General features: G+C 74.4%; 14 protein-coding genes. 8 read left to right on the top strand and 6 right to left on the bottom strand.

The features are described from left to right. Nucleotides 1-109: 109 nt before the first annotated feature. The gene (locus BGP03_RS23215; protein ID WP_296374976.1) at nt 110-643 is read right to left on the bottom strand and encodes a GNAT family N-acetyltransferase; all 534 of its coding nucleotides are present in this window, start codon (nt 641-643) and stop codon (nt 110-112) included. Between the two features lie 21 nt (nt 644-664). Here BGP03_RS23215 and BGP03_RS23210 point away from each other — a divergent pair, with 21 nt between their 5' ends. Beyond that, complete coding sequence (locus tag BGP03_RS23210) at nt 665-1,051, top strand: Rid family hydrolase (protein WP_298799584.1); 387 nt, start codon at nt 665-667, stop codon at nt 1,049-1,051. A gap of 62 nt (nt 1,052-1,113) precedes the next feature. On the opposite strand, the gene BGP03_RS23205 is transcribed toward BGP03_RS23210, so the two are convergent. Further along, the gene (locus BGP03_RS23205; RefSeq protein ID WP_296374974.1) at nt 1,114-3,222 is read right to left on the bottom strand and encodes a malate synthase G; all 2,109 of its coding nucleotides are present in this window, start codon (nt 3,220-3,222) and stop codon (nt 1,114-1,116) included. Between the two features lie 58 nt (nt 3,223-3,280). Here BGP03_RS23205 and BGP03_RS23200 point away from each other — a divergent pair, with 58 nt between their 5' ends. Then, complete coding sequence (locus tag BGP03_RS23200; protein ID WP_298799583.1) at nt 3,281-4,039, top strand: IclR family transcriptional regulator; 759 nt, start codon at nt 3,281-3,283, stop codon at nt 4,037-4,039. Here BGP03_RS23200 and BGP03_RS23195 read toward each other — a convergent pair. Next, entirely contained in the window at nt 4,036-4,602 is a 567-nt protein-coding gene (locus BGP03_RS23195; protein WP_298799582.1) for a sigma-70 family RNA polymerase sigma factor, read from the bottom strand. The genes BGP03_RS23200 and BGP03_RS23195 overlap by 4 nt on opposite strands. Nucleotides 4,603-4,746: 144 nt before the next feature. Between BGP03_RS23195 and BGP03_RS23190 the strand changes: the two genes are divergently transcribed. The 3 genes from BGP03_RS23190 to BGP03_RS23180 all read left to right on the top strand — a co-directional run bounded on the left by BGP03_RS23190 (nt 4,747) and on the right by BGP03_RS23180 (nt 7,959). After that, nucleotides 4,747-5,391 (top strand): response regulator transcription factor, encoded by a 645-nt coding sequence (locus BGP03_RS23190; protein WP_296374967.1) that lies wholly within the window; start codon nt 4,747-4,749, stop codon nt 5,389-5,391. A gap of 97 nt (nt 5,392-5,488) precedes the next feature. Next, the gene (locus BGP03_RS23185; protein ID WP_299737455.1) at nt 5,489-5,941 is read left to right on the top strand and encodes a hypothetical protein; all 453 of its coding nucleotides are present in this window, start codon (nt 5,489-5,491) and stop codon (nt 5,939-5,941) included. Between the two features lie 26 nt (nt 5,942-5,967). Continuing rightward, nucleotides 5,968-7,959, top strand: a complete 1,992-nt coding sequence (locus BGP03_RS23180) for a sensor histidine kinase (RefSeq protein ID WP_296374964.1) — start codon at nt 5,968-5,970, stop codon at nt 7,957-7,959. On the opposite strand, the gene BGP03_RS23175 is transcribed toward BGP03_RS23180, so the two are convergent. Continuing rightward, nucleotides 7,942-9,450, bottom strand: a complete 1,509-nt coding sequence (locus tag BGP03_RS23175; protein ID WP_296374962.1) for a S8 family serine peptidase — start codon at nt 9,448-9,450, stop codon at nt 7,942-7,944. The two genes, BGP03_RS23180 and BGP03_RS23175, sit on opposite strands and share 18 nt — an antisense overlap. Before the next feature lie 580 nt (nt 9,451-10,030). Here BGP03_RS23175 and BGP03_RS23170 point away from each other — a divergent pair. The 3 genes from BGP03_RS23170 to BGP03_RS23160 are packed head-to-tail and all read left to right on the top strand — an operon-like array spanning nt 10,031 to nt 13,981. Continuing rightward, nucleotides 10,031-11,485 carry an FAD-linked oxidase C-terminal domain-containing protein gene (locus tag BGP03_RS23170; protein ID WP_298799581.1) on the top strand — a complete coding sequence of 485 codons (1,455 nt, stop codon included), beginning with the start codon at nt 10,031-10,033 and terminating at the stop codon, nt 11,483-11,485. 29 nt (nt 11,486-11,514) lie between these two features. Continuing rightward, the gene (locus tag BGP03_RS23165; protein WP_363094314.1) at nt 11,515-12,642 is read left to right on the top strand and encodes an FAD-binding protein; all 1,128 of its coding nucleotides are present in this window, start codon (nt 11,515-11,517) and stop codon (nt 12,640-12,642) included. Between the two features lie 4 nt (nt 12,643-12,646). Further along, complete coding sequence (locus BGP03_RS23160) at nt 12,647-13,981, top strand: heterodisulfide reductase-related iron-sulfur binding cluster (protein WP_298799580.1); 1,335 nt, start codon at nt 12,647-12,649, stop codon at nt 13,979-13,981. Here the strand turns inward: BGP03_RS23160 and BGP03_RS36035 are convergent. Both BGP03_RS36035 and BGP03_RS23155 read right to left on the bottom strand, forming a co-directional pair. Next, a complete protein-coding gene (locus BGP03_RS36035; RefSeq protein WP_363094312.1) occupies nt 13,953-14,738 on the bottom strand; it encodes a type IV toxin-antitoxin system AbiEi family antitoxin domain-containing protein in 786 nt (261 codons plus the stop codon). The genes BGP03_RS23160 and BGP03_RS36035 overlap by 29 nt on opposite strands. Nucleotides 14,739-14,799: 61 nt before the next feature. Next, on the bottom strand, nt 14,800-15,786 hold the full coding sequence (locus BGP03_RS23155; protein ID WP_298799579.1) for a thiamine-phosphate kinase: 987 nt from the start codon (nt 15,784-15,786) through the stop codon (nt 14,800-14,802). Nucleotides 15,787-15,794 lie beyond the last annotated feature (8 nt).

The following is a 15,794-nucleotide window of genomic DNA, read 5'->3' as shown; positions in this document are numbered from 1 at the left end:
TGACCACCGGTGTTGCGACGACCCCTTGAACCCGCAGGCAGCGACGTGCGACCGATAGCGATCACGGGCCGACTCGCCCCGGGTGAGCAGGGCGACCGGATCGGCCGTGTCAGCCGAGCGGCACGCCGTCGGCGGCGCGGGCTCCCGGCCGCCGAGCCGCCCCCGCGCCGATCTCCTTGGCGTAGCAGCGGCTGTTCGGCTCGCAGCGGTAGGCCCCGAACGGGGCGATCGGGGTGTAGCCGCAGCTCACGTACAGCGCGATCGCCTCGGGCTGCTTCGTCCCCGTCTCCAGCACCGCCCGCCGCCGCCCGGCGGCCACCGCGGTGCGTTCCAGCTCGGCCAGGACGGAGCGCGCGTACCCCCGGCCTCGGTGGGCGTCGTCGACGTACATGCGCTTGACCTCGGCGTCACCGTCGGCCAGCGACGGGTCCTCCCCGGCGTCGCGGGCGCGCCAGCCGCCGCACGCCACCGGCGTCCCGTCGACGTAGCCGACGGTGAAGAACCCGAGCGGCGCGGCGAACTGCGCGGGGTCGACGGGCGTGGCGTCCTCGTCGCCGTAGCGCAGGCGGTAGAACGCCTGGACCTCGGCGATCAGGCGGACCGCGTCGGGATGGTCGAAGGAAACGGGGCGCAGTTCGAGCACACCCGACCCTACGATCCGGCCATGTTCGTCCACTCCCCCGCGCTGCCGCCGCTCGACTACGCGGCCGCCGCCGTCGTCGGGCCCGGGTCCCGGCTCGTCCTCTCCGCGGGCGCATGTCCCCTGGGCTCCGACGGCACCGTCGTCGCGCCGGGCGACGTGGCCGCGCAGGCGCGGAAGGTGCTGGAGAACGTGCGGACCGCCCTCACCGACGCCGGGGCATGCCTCGACGACGTCGTGCGGCTCACCGTGTACGTCGCCTCGGCCGACCGGGCCGACCTCGTGGCGGCGTGGACCGAGATCCGGGCGGCGTTCGACGAGATGCCGCCGGCCACCCTGCTGGGCGTGGCGGTGCTGGGCTACCCCGAGCAGCTGGTGGAGGTCGACGCGGTGGCCGCCGTGGCAGGCTGACCCCTCCGGGGGTCGTGCGCGGAAATCAGGGCCCTGGCCCTGATTTCCGCGCACGGGCAGCGTCAGCTGCTGCTGTTGCTGCTGCTCGCCTTCGCCTTCTGGCGCCAGCTGGTCAGGGCGCGCTCGGTGTAGCCGTTGGGCTCGGACCGGCCGGAGAACACCAGGTCCAGCGCCGCCTGGAACGACTCGCTGGTCTCGAGGTCCTTCGCCATCGGCTGGTAACCGGGCTCCTTCGCGTTCTGCTCGTCGACCACGGCGGCCATGCGCGCGAACGTCTCGCGCACCAGCTTCTCGTCGACGAGGCCGTGGTGCAGCCAGTTGGCGATGAGCTGGCTGGAGATGCGCAGGGTGGCGCGGTCCTCCATCAGCCCGACGCCCTCCAGGTCCGGCACCGTGGAGCAGCCGATGCCCAGCCCGACCCACCGCACGACGTAACCGAGGATCGACTGCGCGTTGGTCTCCAGCTCGTGCGTCTTCTGCTCGGCCGTCAGCTCGCCCGTCAGCACGGGGACCTCCAGCAGCAGCGCCCGGTCCGTCGAGCGGCCGGCCAGTTCCTTCTGCCGCGCGTGCACGTCGGTGCGCAGGTAGTGCAGCGCGTGCAGGGTGGCCGCGGTGGGCGAGGGCACCCACGCGCAGTTGGCGCCGGCCTCGGGCTGCGCGCCCTTCTGCTCCAGCATCGCGGCCATGGCGGCGGGCTTGGCCCACATGCCCTTGCCGACCTGCGCCTTTCCGGCGAACCCGGCGTGCAGGGCGACGTCGACGTTGCGGTCCTCGTAGCCGTTGAGCCACCTCGTGGACTTCATGTCATCCTTGCGCACGACCGGCCCGGCCTCGAAGTCGGTGTGGATCTCGTCGCCGGTGCGGTCGAGGAAGCCGGTGTTCACGAAGATCACGCGGTCCTGCGCGGCGGCGAGGCAGGCCGAGAGGTTGAGCGAGGTGCGCTTCTCCTCGTCCATGATGCCGATCTTGAGAGTGCGCGGCTCCAGGCCCAGCGCCTCCTCGACGGCGGCGAACAGCTCCACGGTCAGCGCCACCTCGTCGGGCCCGTGCTGCTTGGGCTTGACGATGTACATGCTGCCGGCCCGGGAGTTGGAGTAGCGGCCCAGCCCGCGCAGGTCGTGCAGCGCGGCGGTGGCGGTGACCAGCGCGTCGAGCACGCCCTCGGCCACCTCCTGCTCGCCGTCGAGCACCGCGTTGGTGGTCATGTGGTGGCCGCAGTTGCGCACGAGCAGCAGCGAGCGGCCGGGCAGCGTCAGCTCCGAGCCGTCGGGCGCTGTATAGGTGCGGTCCGCGTTGACCCGGCGCTCGACGGTCTTCCCGCCCTTCTCGAACGACGCGGTGAGGTTGCCGGTCATCAGCCCGAGCCAGGTGCGGTAGGCCGCGGCCTTGTCCTCACCGTCGACGGTGGCGACGGAGTCCTCGAGGTCGACGATGGTGGTGACGGCCGACTCCAGCAGCACGTCGGAGACGCCGGCGTGGTGCTGCCGGCCGACCTGGTGCGACGGGTCGATGGTCAACTGGAGGTGCAGACCGTTGCGGGCCAGGAGGATCTGCCCCTCCGCGGAGCCCGCGAACTGGGCCGGATCGGCCAGCGCCGGGCTCAGCACGCCGTCCGTGACCTCGTACGCGGTGACGTCCGCGTGGCTGCCGGAGGCGAGCGGGAACAGCTCGTCGAGCAGCTCGTCGGCGGCCTTGATCACCTGTGCGCCGCGGGCCTCGTCGTAGCCGGGTGCGAGCTCGTGGTCCTGCGGCAGCGCGTCGGTGCCGTAGAAGGCGTCGAACAGCGAGCCCCAGCGGGCGTTGGCGGCGTTGAGCGCGTAGCGCGGGACGGTGGCGGGTACCACCAGCTGGGGGCCGGGGACGTCGGCGATCTCGGCGTCCACGCGGTCGACCTGGATCCGCGGGTCGGCCTCGGGCACCAGGTACCCGATGTCGGTGAGGAACGCGGCGTAGGACGCGGCGTCGCCCGCCCCGTGCTCGCGGTGCCAGGCGTCCACCTGCTCCTGCAGCGCGTCACGGCGGGCGAGCAGCTCGCCGATGCGGGGCGCGAAACGGGACTGGAGGTCGGCGAGGGCGGTCCAGAACTGGTCCGGGGTGATGTCGAGCCCGGGCAGCAGCTCGTCCGCGACGAACGAACGCAGTGCCGGGTCGATCTGCAGAGTCGACGTCATGGGTCTTTTCTACCAGACGGAGTGGCTTTTCCGCAGTACGGAACTTAGAGTGGGTGGGGTGAGCGCACCCACGACCGGAGTCCAGTCCCTGGTCCGCGGCTTCGAGCTGCTCGAGGCCATCGGCGACATGGGCGGTGAGGCGGGGCTGTCCGAGCTGGCCGGCCGCACCGGGCTGGCCCCGGGCACGGCCCACCGCATCGTGCGCACGCTCGTGGACCTCGGCTACCTGCGCCAGCTCCCGTCGCGCCGCTACACCCTCGGCGCCCGGCTGCTGCGCCTCGGCGACACGGCCTCGGCCCTGCTGGGCCGCTGGGCCACCCCGGTGCTGGCGGAGCTGGTGGAGCAGTTCGGGGAGACGGCCAACCTCGCCGTGCTCGACGGCGACCGCGCCGTCTACGTCGCCCAGGTGCCCTCGCCGCACTCGGTGCGGATGTTCACCGAGATCGGCAGGCGCGTGCCCCTGCACTGCACGGGCGTGGGCAAGGCGATGCTCAGCCAGCTGCCGAACACGCAGGTGGACGCGCTGATCGCGCGGGCCGGGCTGCCCGCCGCCACCCAGACCACGATCACCGACCCGGCGCGCCTGCGCGTCGAGCTGGCCCGGATCCGCGAGCAGGGCTGGGTGCGCGACGAGGGCGAGCAGGAGACGGGCGTGCGGTGCGTCGCGGTGCCCGTACCGGGCCCGACCGGGCCGGTGGCCGTGTCGGTGTCCGGCCCGGTCGGGCGCGTCGACGAGGCGGCGGTGGAGCGGCTCACCCCGGCGCTGGTGGCGGCCGGCGCGCGGCTCGGCCAGGTGCTCAACGGGGTGGCCTCCTAGAAGCCCTGCCGCCGCAGGACCCGGGCCAGCTCGGCCAGCGTGCGAGCCCGGGTGGGCCCGAGGCTGCCGATCGGGACGCCGAGGTCGCGCGCGACCTGGGCGTAGGCCGGGCGCCCGTCGTCGAACAGGGCCTCGATCAGCTCCCGGCGATGCGTCGGCAGCCCGGCGACGGCCGTGCGCAGCGCGGCCACCATCTCGGACGTGACGGCCCGCTCCTCCGGGCCCGCGGAGCTCTCGACGACGGCGACCGCGGCGTCGTCGACCGGCAGGGCCCGCGCAGTGAGCCGCAGCGTCCGCTGGCACTCGTGGCTCACGACGGTGGCGAGCCATCCGGCGAGGTGCTCGGGGGTGTGGATGCGGTCGAGGTGCTCGGCCAGGCGCATCCAGGTGGTCTGCACGACGTCCACGCCGTCGGCCTCCTGGAGGCGGTAGCGGCGCACCCGCGACCACAGCAGCGGTGCGTAGCGGCGGGTCAGGGCGGACCAGGCGACCTGGTCGCCGCGGCCCGCGCGGGCGAGCAGATCGGTGAGGTCGTGCTCGGTGGTCTCGGTGATCGTGTGCATCAGACGGCCTTCCGGGGGCTCTGGTTACCGATGCCTGCGACGCTGGCCGCGGTCCCGTCCCGACGAGCGCCACCGGTCCCGTCACCTGCGGGAGTTCCGCCCGGTCCCCCGGGACGGCGTCCCGCGACCACTAGGCTCATGACCATGGGCGAGGAGCGACCGGTCACGGTGCTGCTCGTCGACGACCACCCGCTGGTGCGGCGGGGGCTCGGAGCCCTGCTCGGGCTGGAGCCGTGGGTCGGGCGGGTCGTCGAGGCCGGCACGGTGGCCGACGGGGCCCGCACCGCGGTGCTGGAGGGCGTCGACGTCGCGGTCGTGGACCTCGGCCTCCCCGACGGCGACGGCGTCGACCTGGTGCGGCAGCTGCGCCGGGCGCCCGGCTGCCCCGTGCTCGTGCTGACCATGACCCGCGACAGCGCCGGCGTCGTACAGGGGTGCCTCGACGCGGGCGCCACCGGCTACGTCCTGAAGGACACCGCGCCGGCCGTCGTCGTCCGGGCGGTGCGCTCGGTGCTGGACGGGGCGGTGGTGCTCGGGCCCGACGTCACCCACCGGCCCGCTCCGGCCCGGACGCGGTGGCCCGCACCCCTGGACCGGCTCTCCCCCACCGAGATCCGCCTGCTGACACTCGTCGCGCAGGGCCGCACCAACCCGGAGATCGGCCACGAGCTCGGCGTCGCCGAGAAGACGGTGCGCAACCGGGTCTCGATGATGCTCGCCACCCTCGGCGTCGCCGACCGGCTCCAGGCGGCCCTGCTGGCCCGTGAGCTGGGCCTGCTCGAGGGGTGAACCACTGCGCCACCAGGGGCACACCGCTGTCCGCCGGTCACGCGACGTGTCACCCTGGACGGCCGTACGTCTCTGGTCGGGGAGTCTGGAGTGCGTGGTGCAGGATCCCGTCGTCGCCCTCACCGATCGCGACCTGCTGCTGCACGTCGCCCCGGCCGCCGAGGTGGTCACCCACGTCGTGGCCGAGGCGGACGTGCCGCTCGGCGACTGGACCTTCTTCGACGGGGTGGGCCTCCCCCTCACGGCGGAGACCGACGACAGCGGCGTCCTCGTCGGCTTCGTCGAGACCTCCCCCGGCGTGGTGCCGTCGGCGTCCGACAAGCAGCTGCTGGTCGACCGCCTGCACTCGTTCCTCGCCCGGGCGCAGGTCCGGCTCGACGCCGAGAACGCGGCCGCGGGCGGCACCCCCGCGCACGTCCGCGTCCCCCGGGTGGACGGTGACCTGCCCGACGTGATCACCGCGCTCAACGCGGTCATGAGGCTGCCCACCTCCCAGCCCGACGTGCGCGACTGGCTGCACAACCTCGGGCACCGGCTCGGCCTCATCTGACCCACGACGGCACGCGAACGGACGCCATGGCCGCACCCGACCGGACGCGGACGGGCCCGCTCCAGCGGCTCGCCGACCTCCCGGTGCCGGTCCTCGCCGCGGCCGCCGCCGTGCTCGTGGCGGCCGGCGTCGCGGGTCCGCTGCTCGGCCGGTCCGGCCCCGCACCCGGCACCGCCGCGATGCCGGTGACCATGGCGCTGGCCTTCACCCCGCTGGGCGTGTTCGTCACCCGCCGGCTGCGCGGCCACCCGCTGGGCCGGCTGATGCTGCTGACCGGGCTGGGCGCGACCGTCGCCGCGCTCGCCGTCAGCTGGACGGCCTGGCTGCCGGCCGCGTGGCTGAGTCAGTGGACGTGGTGGCCACCGCTGGCCGTGATCCCCGTGCTGCTGCTCCTGGTGCCCGACGGCCGGCTGCCCGGCGCCGGGTGGCGGCCGTTCGCGGCCGTCCTGGTGACCGCGGGAGCCGTCGTGACCGTCGCGCTCGCCGCGGCCGCCGCCGTGCGTCCCCGCACGCTGCTCACCGTGCTCGACGACCCGCTGCCCCCGGTGGCCCGCGTCCTGCTCGTCGTCGCGGCCGGTGCGCTCGCCGTCGTGCTGGTGGGCTGCCTGGGCGTGGTCGTCGCGCTGGTGCTGCGCTGGCGCCGCTCCCCCGAGCTGCAACGGCGCCAGCTCGCCTGCCTGCTGCCGAGCGCGGTGCTGCTCGTCCTGGGGGTGGGCCTGTCGCTGACCACCGACCTGCCCTACCCGTGGGTGGCCGCGGTGGCCGGCCTGCCGCTGGGGCTGACGTTCGCCGTGCTGCGCTACCGGTTCCACGACCTCGACCTCTACGTCCACCGTGGCGCGGTCTGGCTGGTGCTGACCGCGCTGGCCGTCGGCGTCTACGCCCTCGTCGTCACCGTGGTCAGCGCCACGCTCGTGCCCGCGGGCTCCCCGGTGGCCTCGGTGCTCGGGGCCGCCGCGGTGGCCGCCGTGCTGCAGCCCGGGCAGCGGCTGGCGCAGCGCGCGGTGTCGCGGTTGCTCTACGGGCGCCGCGACGAGCCGTACGCGGTGCTCACCGAGCTGGGTCGGCACGTCGGCGCGATGCGCGACCCGCTGGCCGTGCTTCCCCACATCGCCGCGACCGTCGTCGACGCGCTGCGGGTGCCCTACGCCGGGGTGCGGATGCTGGCCGCCGACGGCACCTCGTCGACCGTCGCCGAGCGCGGGCGGTGGAGCGGGCCGCCCGAGCGGTTCCCGATGGTGGCGCACGGCGAGCCCGTCGGGGAGCTGCTGGTGGCACCGCGCCGGCCGGGCAGCCGCTTCTCCGGCGCGGAGTCCCGGCTGCTCGCCGACCTCGCCGGCCAGGCCGCGCTCGCCGCGGAGGCGTGCCGGACCGCCGTGGCCCTGCAGGGGGCGCGCGACCGGCTGGTGCTGGCCCGGGAGGAGGAGCGCCGGCGGCTGCGCCGCGACCTGCACGACGGGGTCGCCTCGGCGCTGGTCGGCACCCGGATGCTGGCCGAGGTCGTGCGACGCCTCGTGCCCGCGGACGGCCCGGCCCCGCAGCTGCTCGACGACCTCGCCGCCGACATCGACGGCTGCACCGCCGAGGTGCGCGAGCTCATCGACGGCCTGCGCCCCGCCGCCCTCGACGACGGGCTGGAGTCGGCGCTCGTCGGCCTGACCGACCGCTTCGCCGACCAGGGCCCGACCATCTCGATCACGGTGCGGGGCGCCCTGTCCGAGCTCCCGGCCGCGGTGGAGGTGGCCGCCTACCGTGCGGTCACCGAGGCGCTGACCAACATCGTCAAGCACGCGCACGCCGGCACCGTGTCGCTGCTCGTGCACCGCGACGAGCGGCACCTGGAGGTGCGGATCGCCGACGACGGCGTCGGGTTCCGCGCCGTGCCGCTCGACACGGGACGGTCGGGGGTGGGCCTGTCGTCGATCCGGGGGCGCGTCGAGGAGCTGGGCGGCAGCAGCGAGATCAGCTCCGGCCCGTCCGGCACGACGGTGGCGCTCCTGCTACCGCTGGGCGGGTAGCGCGTCCACGGCCGCCGCCACCCCGCCCAGGTCCGGCATGTAGCCGATCGTCGGCGGCGTCCCCGTCGGGCGGGTCTCGGGGGTGCCCGCCGGGTCGGCCATCAGCTCGCGCATCCGCGGGGGTCCCAGCGCGACACCGTGGGCGGCGAGGTTCAGCCCCTGGGTGACGGCGACGACGCCCGCGATGATCGCCGACGCCGAGCTGGTGCCGCTGAAGTCGGTGGTGTAGTCCGCGGTGGTGGCGGTGGCCGTCGCCGTGGCGACCTTCTCGCCCCAGGCGAAACAATCCACGCGCGCGCCGAAGTTGGAGTCCGCGTGGCGCCCGTGCCCGACGCCGTTGTCGAACGCCCAGCACGCCCCGACCATGATCGCCCCCGAGTCGAACGGGCTGCCGTCGTTGCTGAGCCGCCGCTCCCCGTCCCGCTTGCTGCTCACCGGGTGGCGCCAGAGGCCGACGTCGCGGAAGCCGTTGCCGGCGGCCTCGACGACGATGCGCCCGAGCGTGGTGGCGTCCTGGATGGCGTGGAAGTCCGCGAGGTCGATCTCCGTGGGCAGGACGCCGCCGGCCGCGAGGCGCTGCACCTCCACGAGCAGCACGTCACCCGCCCCGATGGCCAGCACGGCCTGGTCGATCGCCGCCGACACGTGCATGTCGGTGTCCGTCGTCGCGTCGTAGTGCGAGCACACGTCCAGTGAGGTGATGTCGGGGGCCAGGCCCAGCACCCGGACGCCCGTCCCCGACGCGGCGACGACCGCCACCGACGAGGTGCCGTGGTCGCCGACGAAACCGCCGATGCCGTCGCGGTTGACCCGTGCCGCGTCCGGAAGGAGGCTCGGGTTCTTGGCGACGATCGCGGGATGGGTCAGCCGCCAGCCCTCCTCGACGTCCACCACCCGCACGCCCGCGCCGCGGCCCCCCGGACGCGACCAGGCCGCGTCGGCGCCGACCCCGGTGGGGGCCGGCGCGAGGTAGTCCTGGGCGAACATCACCGCGGGTGCGGCGGCCGGCGCGCCCGGCGGTCTCGCGACCTGCGCCTCCGCGTACGCCGTGTCCACGCCGGGCAGCTGCGCGATCTCCGCGGCGACCCGTTCCGGATCGGCCCGGCCGTCGCGGAGGTCGATCCGCCAGAAGCGGGTGCGACTGCGGTGGGTGCGCACGGCCCCCTCCGGATCGACCTCCCGCAGCAGCGCGTCGATGCGGCGGGCGTTCTCCAGCGCCGCCGGGTCGAGGAGACGGCTGGTGGGCGGGCCCCCGAGCCGGTCGAGAACCTCCAGCAGCCGCCCGGACTCCTCCGAGCCCTGCAGCACCCCGCGCAGGTCCCGGTCCGGGTCGAGATCGCGGTCCACCGGGCTGTCGGCCGCCAGCACCACGACCACGAAGCCGTCGGGCACCCCGCCGTCGAGATCCGGCCGGGCGGGATCGGGCCGACCGGGCTGGGGTCCGTCGGGACGGGGCCGACCGGGGCGGGGTCCGTCCGGCGTCTGCGTCATCGGTCGTCCTCTCGGCGGCTCACCGGGGACGATGCCGGGCACCGGCTCCCTGATACCTGCCCTCGCCGGACGCCGGAGTCGCGTTACCGGGTCGGGCTCACCGTGAGCGGGTTCAGCGGTGCCGCGCCCGCCGGCGCGAGAACGCCCGTCAGGGAACAAGCTCCACCGTGAGCGGAGCGAGAGGCGCAGCGCTCGCGGGGGAAAGAGCACCGGTCAGGGTGCAAGCTCCACCGTGAGCGGAGCGAGAGGCGCAGCGCTCGCCGGGGAAAGAGCACCGGTCAGGGCGAGGAGAATAGCCATGGCGGCCGCGAGGATGAGCGACAGCTGCAGCGTTCGACGCGGGCCCACACACGCCTCCTGAAGATCGTCGTGACGGGACACATGATCAACCGACCGTGTTGCCACGGGGTGACGACCCGCCGTTCGGGTAGTGGGCATCACCACATCGGACGAGTGGGATCAGATCATGAAGTCCAGGGCGGTTCGGCAACCGGCCCCTCCCGACGCTCGGCAGCACGGCTCGTCCCGACGTGACGTGACGTAGGGTCACGTCCGCCCGGTACGACGTGAGGAGGCGGCCATGGCGCTCGACCCTGCGGTGAGGTCGGCGTTCGAGCAGGTGCTCGAACCCCGTGACGTCATCAGTGACCCCGTGGGCTGCCGCGCCTACGAGTGCGACGGGCTCACCGGCTACCGGGTCACCCCGGAGCTGGTGCTGCTCCCCCGCGACGCCGCGCAGGTGGCGGCCGCGGTCGCGGTCTGCGCGGAGCACCGGGTGCCGTTCGTGGCCCGCGGCGCGGGCACCGGCCTGTCCGGGGGTGCGCTCCCCGTGGCCGAGGGCGTGGTGATCAGCCTGGCCCGGCTCAAGCGCGTGCTGGAGGTCGACCCCGTCAACCGGCGCGCCGTCGTCGAGCCGGGCGTCACCAACCTGGAGATCACCGCCGCCGCCTCGCCGCACGGGCTCTACTACGCGCCCGACCCGTCGAGCCAGCAGGTCTGCACGATCGGCGGCAACGTCGCGGAGAACTCCGGCGGCGCCCACTGCCTCAAGTACGGCTTCACCACCAACCACGTCTACTCGGCCGAGGTGGTGCTGCCCGACGGCTCGGTCGTCACCCTCGGCACCGACACGGGCGAGCAGGCCGGGCCCGACCTGCGCGGGGTGTTCCTCGGCTCGGAGGGCACGCTCGGGATCACCACGAAGATCACCGTGAAGCTGCTGCGCACGCCCGAGACGGTGCGCACGCTGCTCGCCGACTTCCCGTCCGTGCGCGCCGCCGGTGACGTCGTCTCCGACATCGTCTCCGCCGGCATCGTGCCCGCCGCCGTCGAGATGATGGACACTCTCGCCATCGAGGCCGCCGAGGAGGCCGTCCACGCCGGCTACACCGTGGGCGTGCCGGCCGCGCTCGTCGTGGAGCTGGACGGCCCGGTCGAGGAGTGCGACTCGCAGTTCGAGCAGGTCAAGGCGATCTGCGAGAAGCACGGCTGCACCCGGCTGCACATCGCCGGCTCCCCCGAGGAGCGCGCCGCGATCTGGCGGGGCCGCAAGGCCGCGTTCGCCGCCGTCGGCCGGATCAGCCCCGACTACTTCGTGCAGGACGGCGTGGTGCCCCGCACCCGGCTGGCCGAGGTGCTCGACCGCATCGCCGAACTCGGCCGCGACGCCGGCATCCGCGTGGCCAACGTCTTCCACGCCGGCGACGGCAACCTGCACCCGCTGGTGCTCTACAGCGCGGCGCTGGGCGAGACCGAGCGGGCCGAGAAGCTGTCGGGCGAGATCGCCGAGCTGTGCGTCGAGTTCGGCGGGTCCCTGTCGGGCGAGCACGGGATCGGCACCGACAAGGCGTGCTCGATGCCCAAGATGTTCACCGAGGACGACCTCGCGGTGATGCAGCGGGTGCGCGACGCGTTCGACGGGCACAACATCTGCAACCCGGGGAAGGTGCTCCCGACGCCGCGGCTCTGCGGTGAGCGCCCCGGCAAGTACGAGCCCCATCCGCTGGAGGAGTCGGGAGTGATCGAAAGGTTATGAGCGAGCTTGCGAGTTCACCAGACAGCGCCGTGAGCACCCCGACGAAGATGCGACCCGGCGATCTCGACGAGCTGCGCGCGGCGATCCTCGATACCAGCGGCCCGGTCGGGATCTCCGGGGCCGGCACGGCGGCCGACTGGGCCGGCCCGCTGGGCGCCGTCGAGACGGTGCTCGACACCACCGCCCTGACCGGCGTGATCACCCACAACCCCGGCGACATGACCGTCTCGGTGCGGGCGGGCACCCCGCTGCGCGCGCTCGTCGAGGAGCTGTCCTCGCACGGCCAGCACGTGTCGCTCGACGCCGCCCGGATCGCCGACGGGGCCACCGTCGGCGGGCTGCTCGCCACCGGTGACGCCGGGCCGTCCGCGCTGGTCTACGGCACGCTGCGCGACCTGGTGATCGGCACCACGCTCGTGCTCGCCGACGGCACCATCGCCCACAACGGCGGCCACGTGATCAAGAACGTGGCCGGGTTCGACCTGGCCAAGCTGATGCACGGCTCCTACGGCACCCTCGCCGTCGTCGCGGAGGTGGTGCTTCGCCTGCACCCCGTCCCGAAGGCCACGGCCACCCTGGCGCTCGACTGCCCGCTGGACGAGGCGCCCGACCACGCCGCCCGCGTGCTCGGCGGCCCGTTCGAGCCGGTGGCACTGGAGTGGGTGGACGGCACGCTGCTGGTCCGCATCGAGGGTACGGAGGCGGCGCTGGACGCCCGGGCCGCGCGCGTGGCGGAGGCCCTCGACACCGACGAACGGCACTTCCGTCGGACAGGTTCCGACGACGGTGCCGCTCGTCAGGGGTGGGGGGCCCACGACGCCGCCGTGCGGGGCGCTCCAGGCTCCGCCGTCCTGCGCATCGGTGCGCTGCCGTCGCGGCTCCCGGCGCTGATCGGCTCGCTGCCGGGCGTCACCGCCGTCACCGCGGGGCTGGGCACCGGCGTCGCCACCGTCTCGCTCGACCCGGCCGGCGTCGCCGAGGCCCACGCCCTGGTGCACGCCGCGGGCGGCACGTCCGTCGTGCGCTCGCGCCCGGCCGGTTCGGACGTGCCCGCGTGGGGGCCGCCGCCGTCGGCGGTCGCCGTGCTGCGCTCCGTCAAGAACGTGTTCGACCCGCAGGGCCGGTTCGGTCCGGGCCGCTTCGATCCCTGGATGTGAATCGATGACCACCCCCGCAGGCTCCGCCGAGAGCAAGCTCCCCCAGACCGCGCCCAGCAGCTTCGACGACCACCATCCGCCTGAGCGCGAGCTGCTCGACGACTGCGTGCACTGCGGGTTCTGCCTGCCGACCTGCCCCACCTACCAGCTGTGGGGCGAGGAGATGGACTCCCCGCGCGGCCGCATCTACCTCATGGACCTCGCGAGCAAGGGCGAGATCACCCTGGAGGGGTCGTTCCAGGAGCACATGGACGCGTGCCTGGGCTGCATGGCGTGCGTGACGGCGTGCCCGTCGGGCGTGCAGTACGACAAGCTCCTGGAGTCGGTGCGCCCGCAGATCGAGCGCAACGTGGAGCGCGACCGCTCCGACCAGCTGTTCCGCGACGCCATCTTCGCGCTGTTCCCCTACAAGCGGCGGCTTCGTGCGGCGGCCCTGCCCGGGGCGCTCTACCAGAAGCTCCGCACCGTGCCCGCGATCCGGAAGCTGGCCGAGAAGCTGCCCGGGCGGCTGGCCGCCATGGAGTCGCTGCTCCCGCCGGTGTCGGTGCGCGAGGCCTTCGCGAGGCTGCCCGTGTTCACCCCGGCCGTCGGCTCCCGGCGCGGCCGCGTCGCGCTGCTGAGTGGCTGCGTGCAGGACGTGTTCTTCCACCGTGTCAACGAGGCCACGGTGCGGGTGCTCGCCGCCGAGGGCTACGACGTGCTCGTGCCCCGCGACCAGCAGTGCTGCGGCGCGCTGGAGCTGCACGCCGGCCGCGAGGCACCGGCCCTGGAGCGGGCGAAGCGCGAGATCGGCGTGTTCGAGACCCTCGACGTCGACTCGATAGTCACCAACGTCGCGGGCTGCGGCTCGTCGATGAAGGAGTACGGCCACCTGTTCGCCGACGACCCCGCGTGGGCCGACCGCGCCGCGGCGTTCAGCGCCCGCGTCCGTGACGTGCACGAGGTACTGGCCGATGGCGAGCCCCGCGCCGAACGCCACCCGGTGCGCGGCCGCGTCGCCTACCACGACGCCTGCCACCTGGGGCACGCGCAGAAGGTCCGGGCGCAGCCGCGCGCGGTGCTCCGCTCGATCCCCGACCTGGAGCTCGTGGACCTGCCGGAGACCGAGCTGTGCTGCGGCTCCGCGGGCATCTACAACATGATCGCGCCGGAGGCCGCGGGCGAGCTGGGGGCCCGCAAGGCGGCGAACGTCCGCTCCGTCAACCCGGACGTGATCGTCACGGCCAACCCGGGATGCCTGCTGCAGATCGGCAAGCACCTCGGTGCCGACATCCCGCTGCTGCATCCCGTGCAGCTGCTGGACGCGAGCATCAGGGGTGTCGCGGTCCCCCGGACCTGAGCGCACGGCTGGGGACCGGGGAAGTCCCCGGTCGGCCCGGGGGTCGGCGCCGTCGTGCGCCGCAGCCCGCGGTCGGGCGGGTCCGGCGCCAGGCCGACCCCTGGTGCTGCACATCCACCGCGAGGCCATCCACCACGACGCGGGGGTCTCCCTGCTGCGGGACCTCGACCGGCGCGCTGAAGATCACCGGAATCGGGACACGAGCTGCGTGTGTGCAGCTCATGTCCCGGTTCTGGCGATCACAGGAGCGAGGGCCAGGGTCTCGCCGATCTCGGTCACCGTCTCTGCCGGCCGGCCATCGAGTCGCTCGATCGAGAAACATCGAGCCGTCGGGCAGGGTGAGCGCGGTCTCCGACGCCGTGAGCGGCTTCTGCGTGAGGTGGACCCCGCGGATGTCCAGCACGTCCTGCCACGCCGGCTCACGACGGCGCAGGCCGATCCCGGGCTGTGGTCGCGGCTTGGCCGACAGGGGCACGGTGATGTCGATGACGTCAGGCGCCCGGTCGCGCATCCGGTGCCAGTGGGCCGCCGCCGGCCCCGTGACCGTGGAACCGTCACCTGCCCCCAACGCCGCCGCACGCACCCGCGCCTCGTCCCCGAGCCGATGCCCACCCACCAGATAGGCCCCGGGATGCAGGCGCGACCACACTCGATCACGCGCCCGCCGGTGGACAGTGGCGGCGGACATCCCGCAGCTCACGGCCTGCGCCAGCGTGATCACCCCGGCCTGCCGCGCCACCAGCGCCTCGAAGGACATCGGCCGAGCATGACCGACACGCATGATTCCCGAGGCCGTTCCGGCCAAGCCGACGCCATGATCAGCGCGTGAAGTGGTCCCAGCCCGCCGGGCCGCCGGTGTACGGCCGCCCCTGCACCAGCACCTCCGGCTCCCCCGCCCGCACGCTGCCGATCGCCGTCCAGCCGGCCGGCAGCTCCACCCCCGTGGGGAACGTCGCCACCAGGGCGTGGTCCTCGCCGCCGGTGAGCAGCCACTGCACGGGGTCGACCCCCAGCGCCGAGCCCACCTCCGCCAGCCGCTGCGGCACGTCCGGAGGCGTCACGTCGATCGTCACCCCGGACGCCCGGGCGACGTGGGCCAGATCCGCCAGCAGCCCGTCCGAGACGTCGATCATCGCCGTGGCGCCGGCCCGGGCCGCCTCGGGACCCGCGGCATAGGGCGGCTCGGGCACCCGGTGCGCGCCCACCACCGCCACCGGCGACCGGAAGCCCCGGGAGAGGACGGCCAGCCCGGCCGCCGACCAGCCGATCCGCCCGGCCAGGGCCAGCACGTCGCCGGGGCGGGCGCCGCCGCGCGTCACCGGCTCGCGACCCTCCAGCGAACCCAGCGCGGTCACCGAGACCACGAGCGTGCCCGACGACGCGACGTCGCCGCCCACCACCCCGACCCCGGCGACACCCGCCTCCGCCCACAGCCCGTCGGCGAGCGCCTCCAGCGTCGCGACCGGGGTGTCGGCGGGGCAGGCCAGGCCCACCAGAAGCGCCGTGGGCACCGCGCCCATCGCGGCGACGTCGGCCAGGTTGGCCGCGGCGGCCTTGCGTCCGACCTGCTCGGGGGTGGACCAGTCGAGCCGGAAGTGCACGGTGTCGACCAGCACGTCGGTGCACGCCACGACCCGCCCGTCGGGCGCGGTCACCACCGCCGCGTCGTCACCGGGACCGAGCAGCGTGGTCACCGGTTGCACCCGGTCGCGCGTGACGCGGGCGATCAGTCCGAACTCGCCGACGCCCGCCAGTGTGCCGTCGGTCTCGGATCGCTCGTCCGAGGACCGTGGAAGTGTGGGCAACGAGAGCT

The organism is Pseudonocardia sp. 73-21, assembly GCF_001899645.1.
Lineage (GTDB): Bacteria > Actinomycetota > Actinomycetes > Mycobacteriales > Pseudonocardiaceae > Pseudonocardia.
Note: the sequence above shows the minus strand (reverse complement) of the source record. Positions and strands in the feature narration are given on the sequence as shown.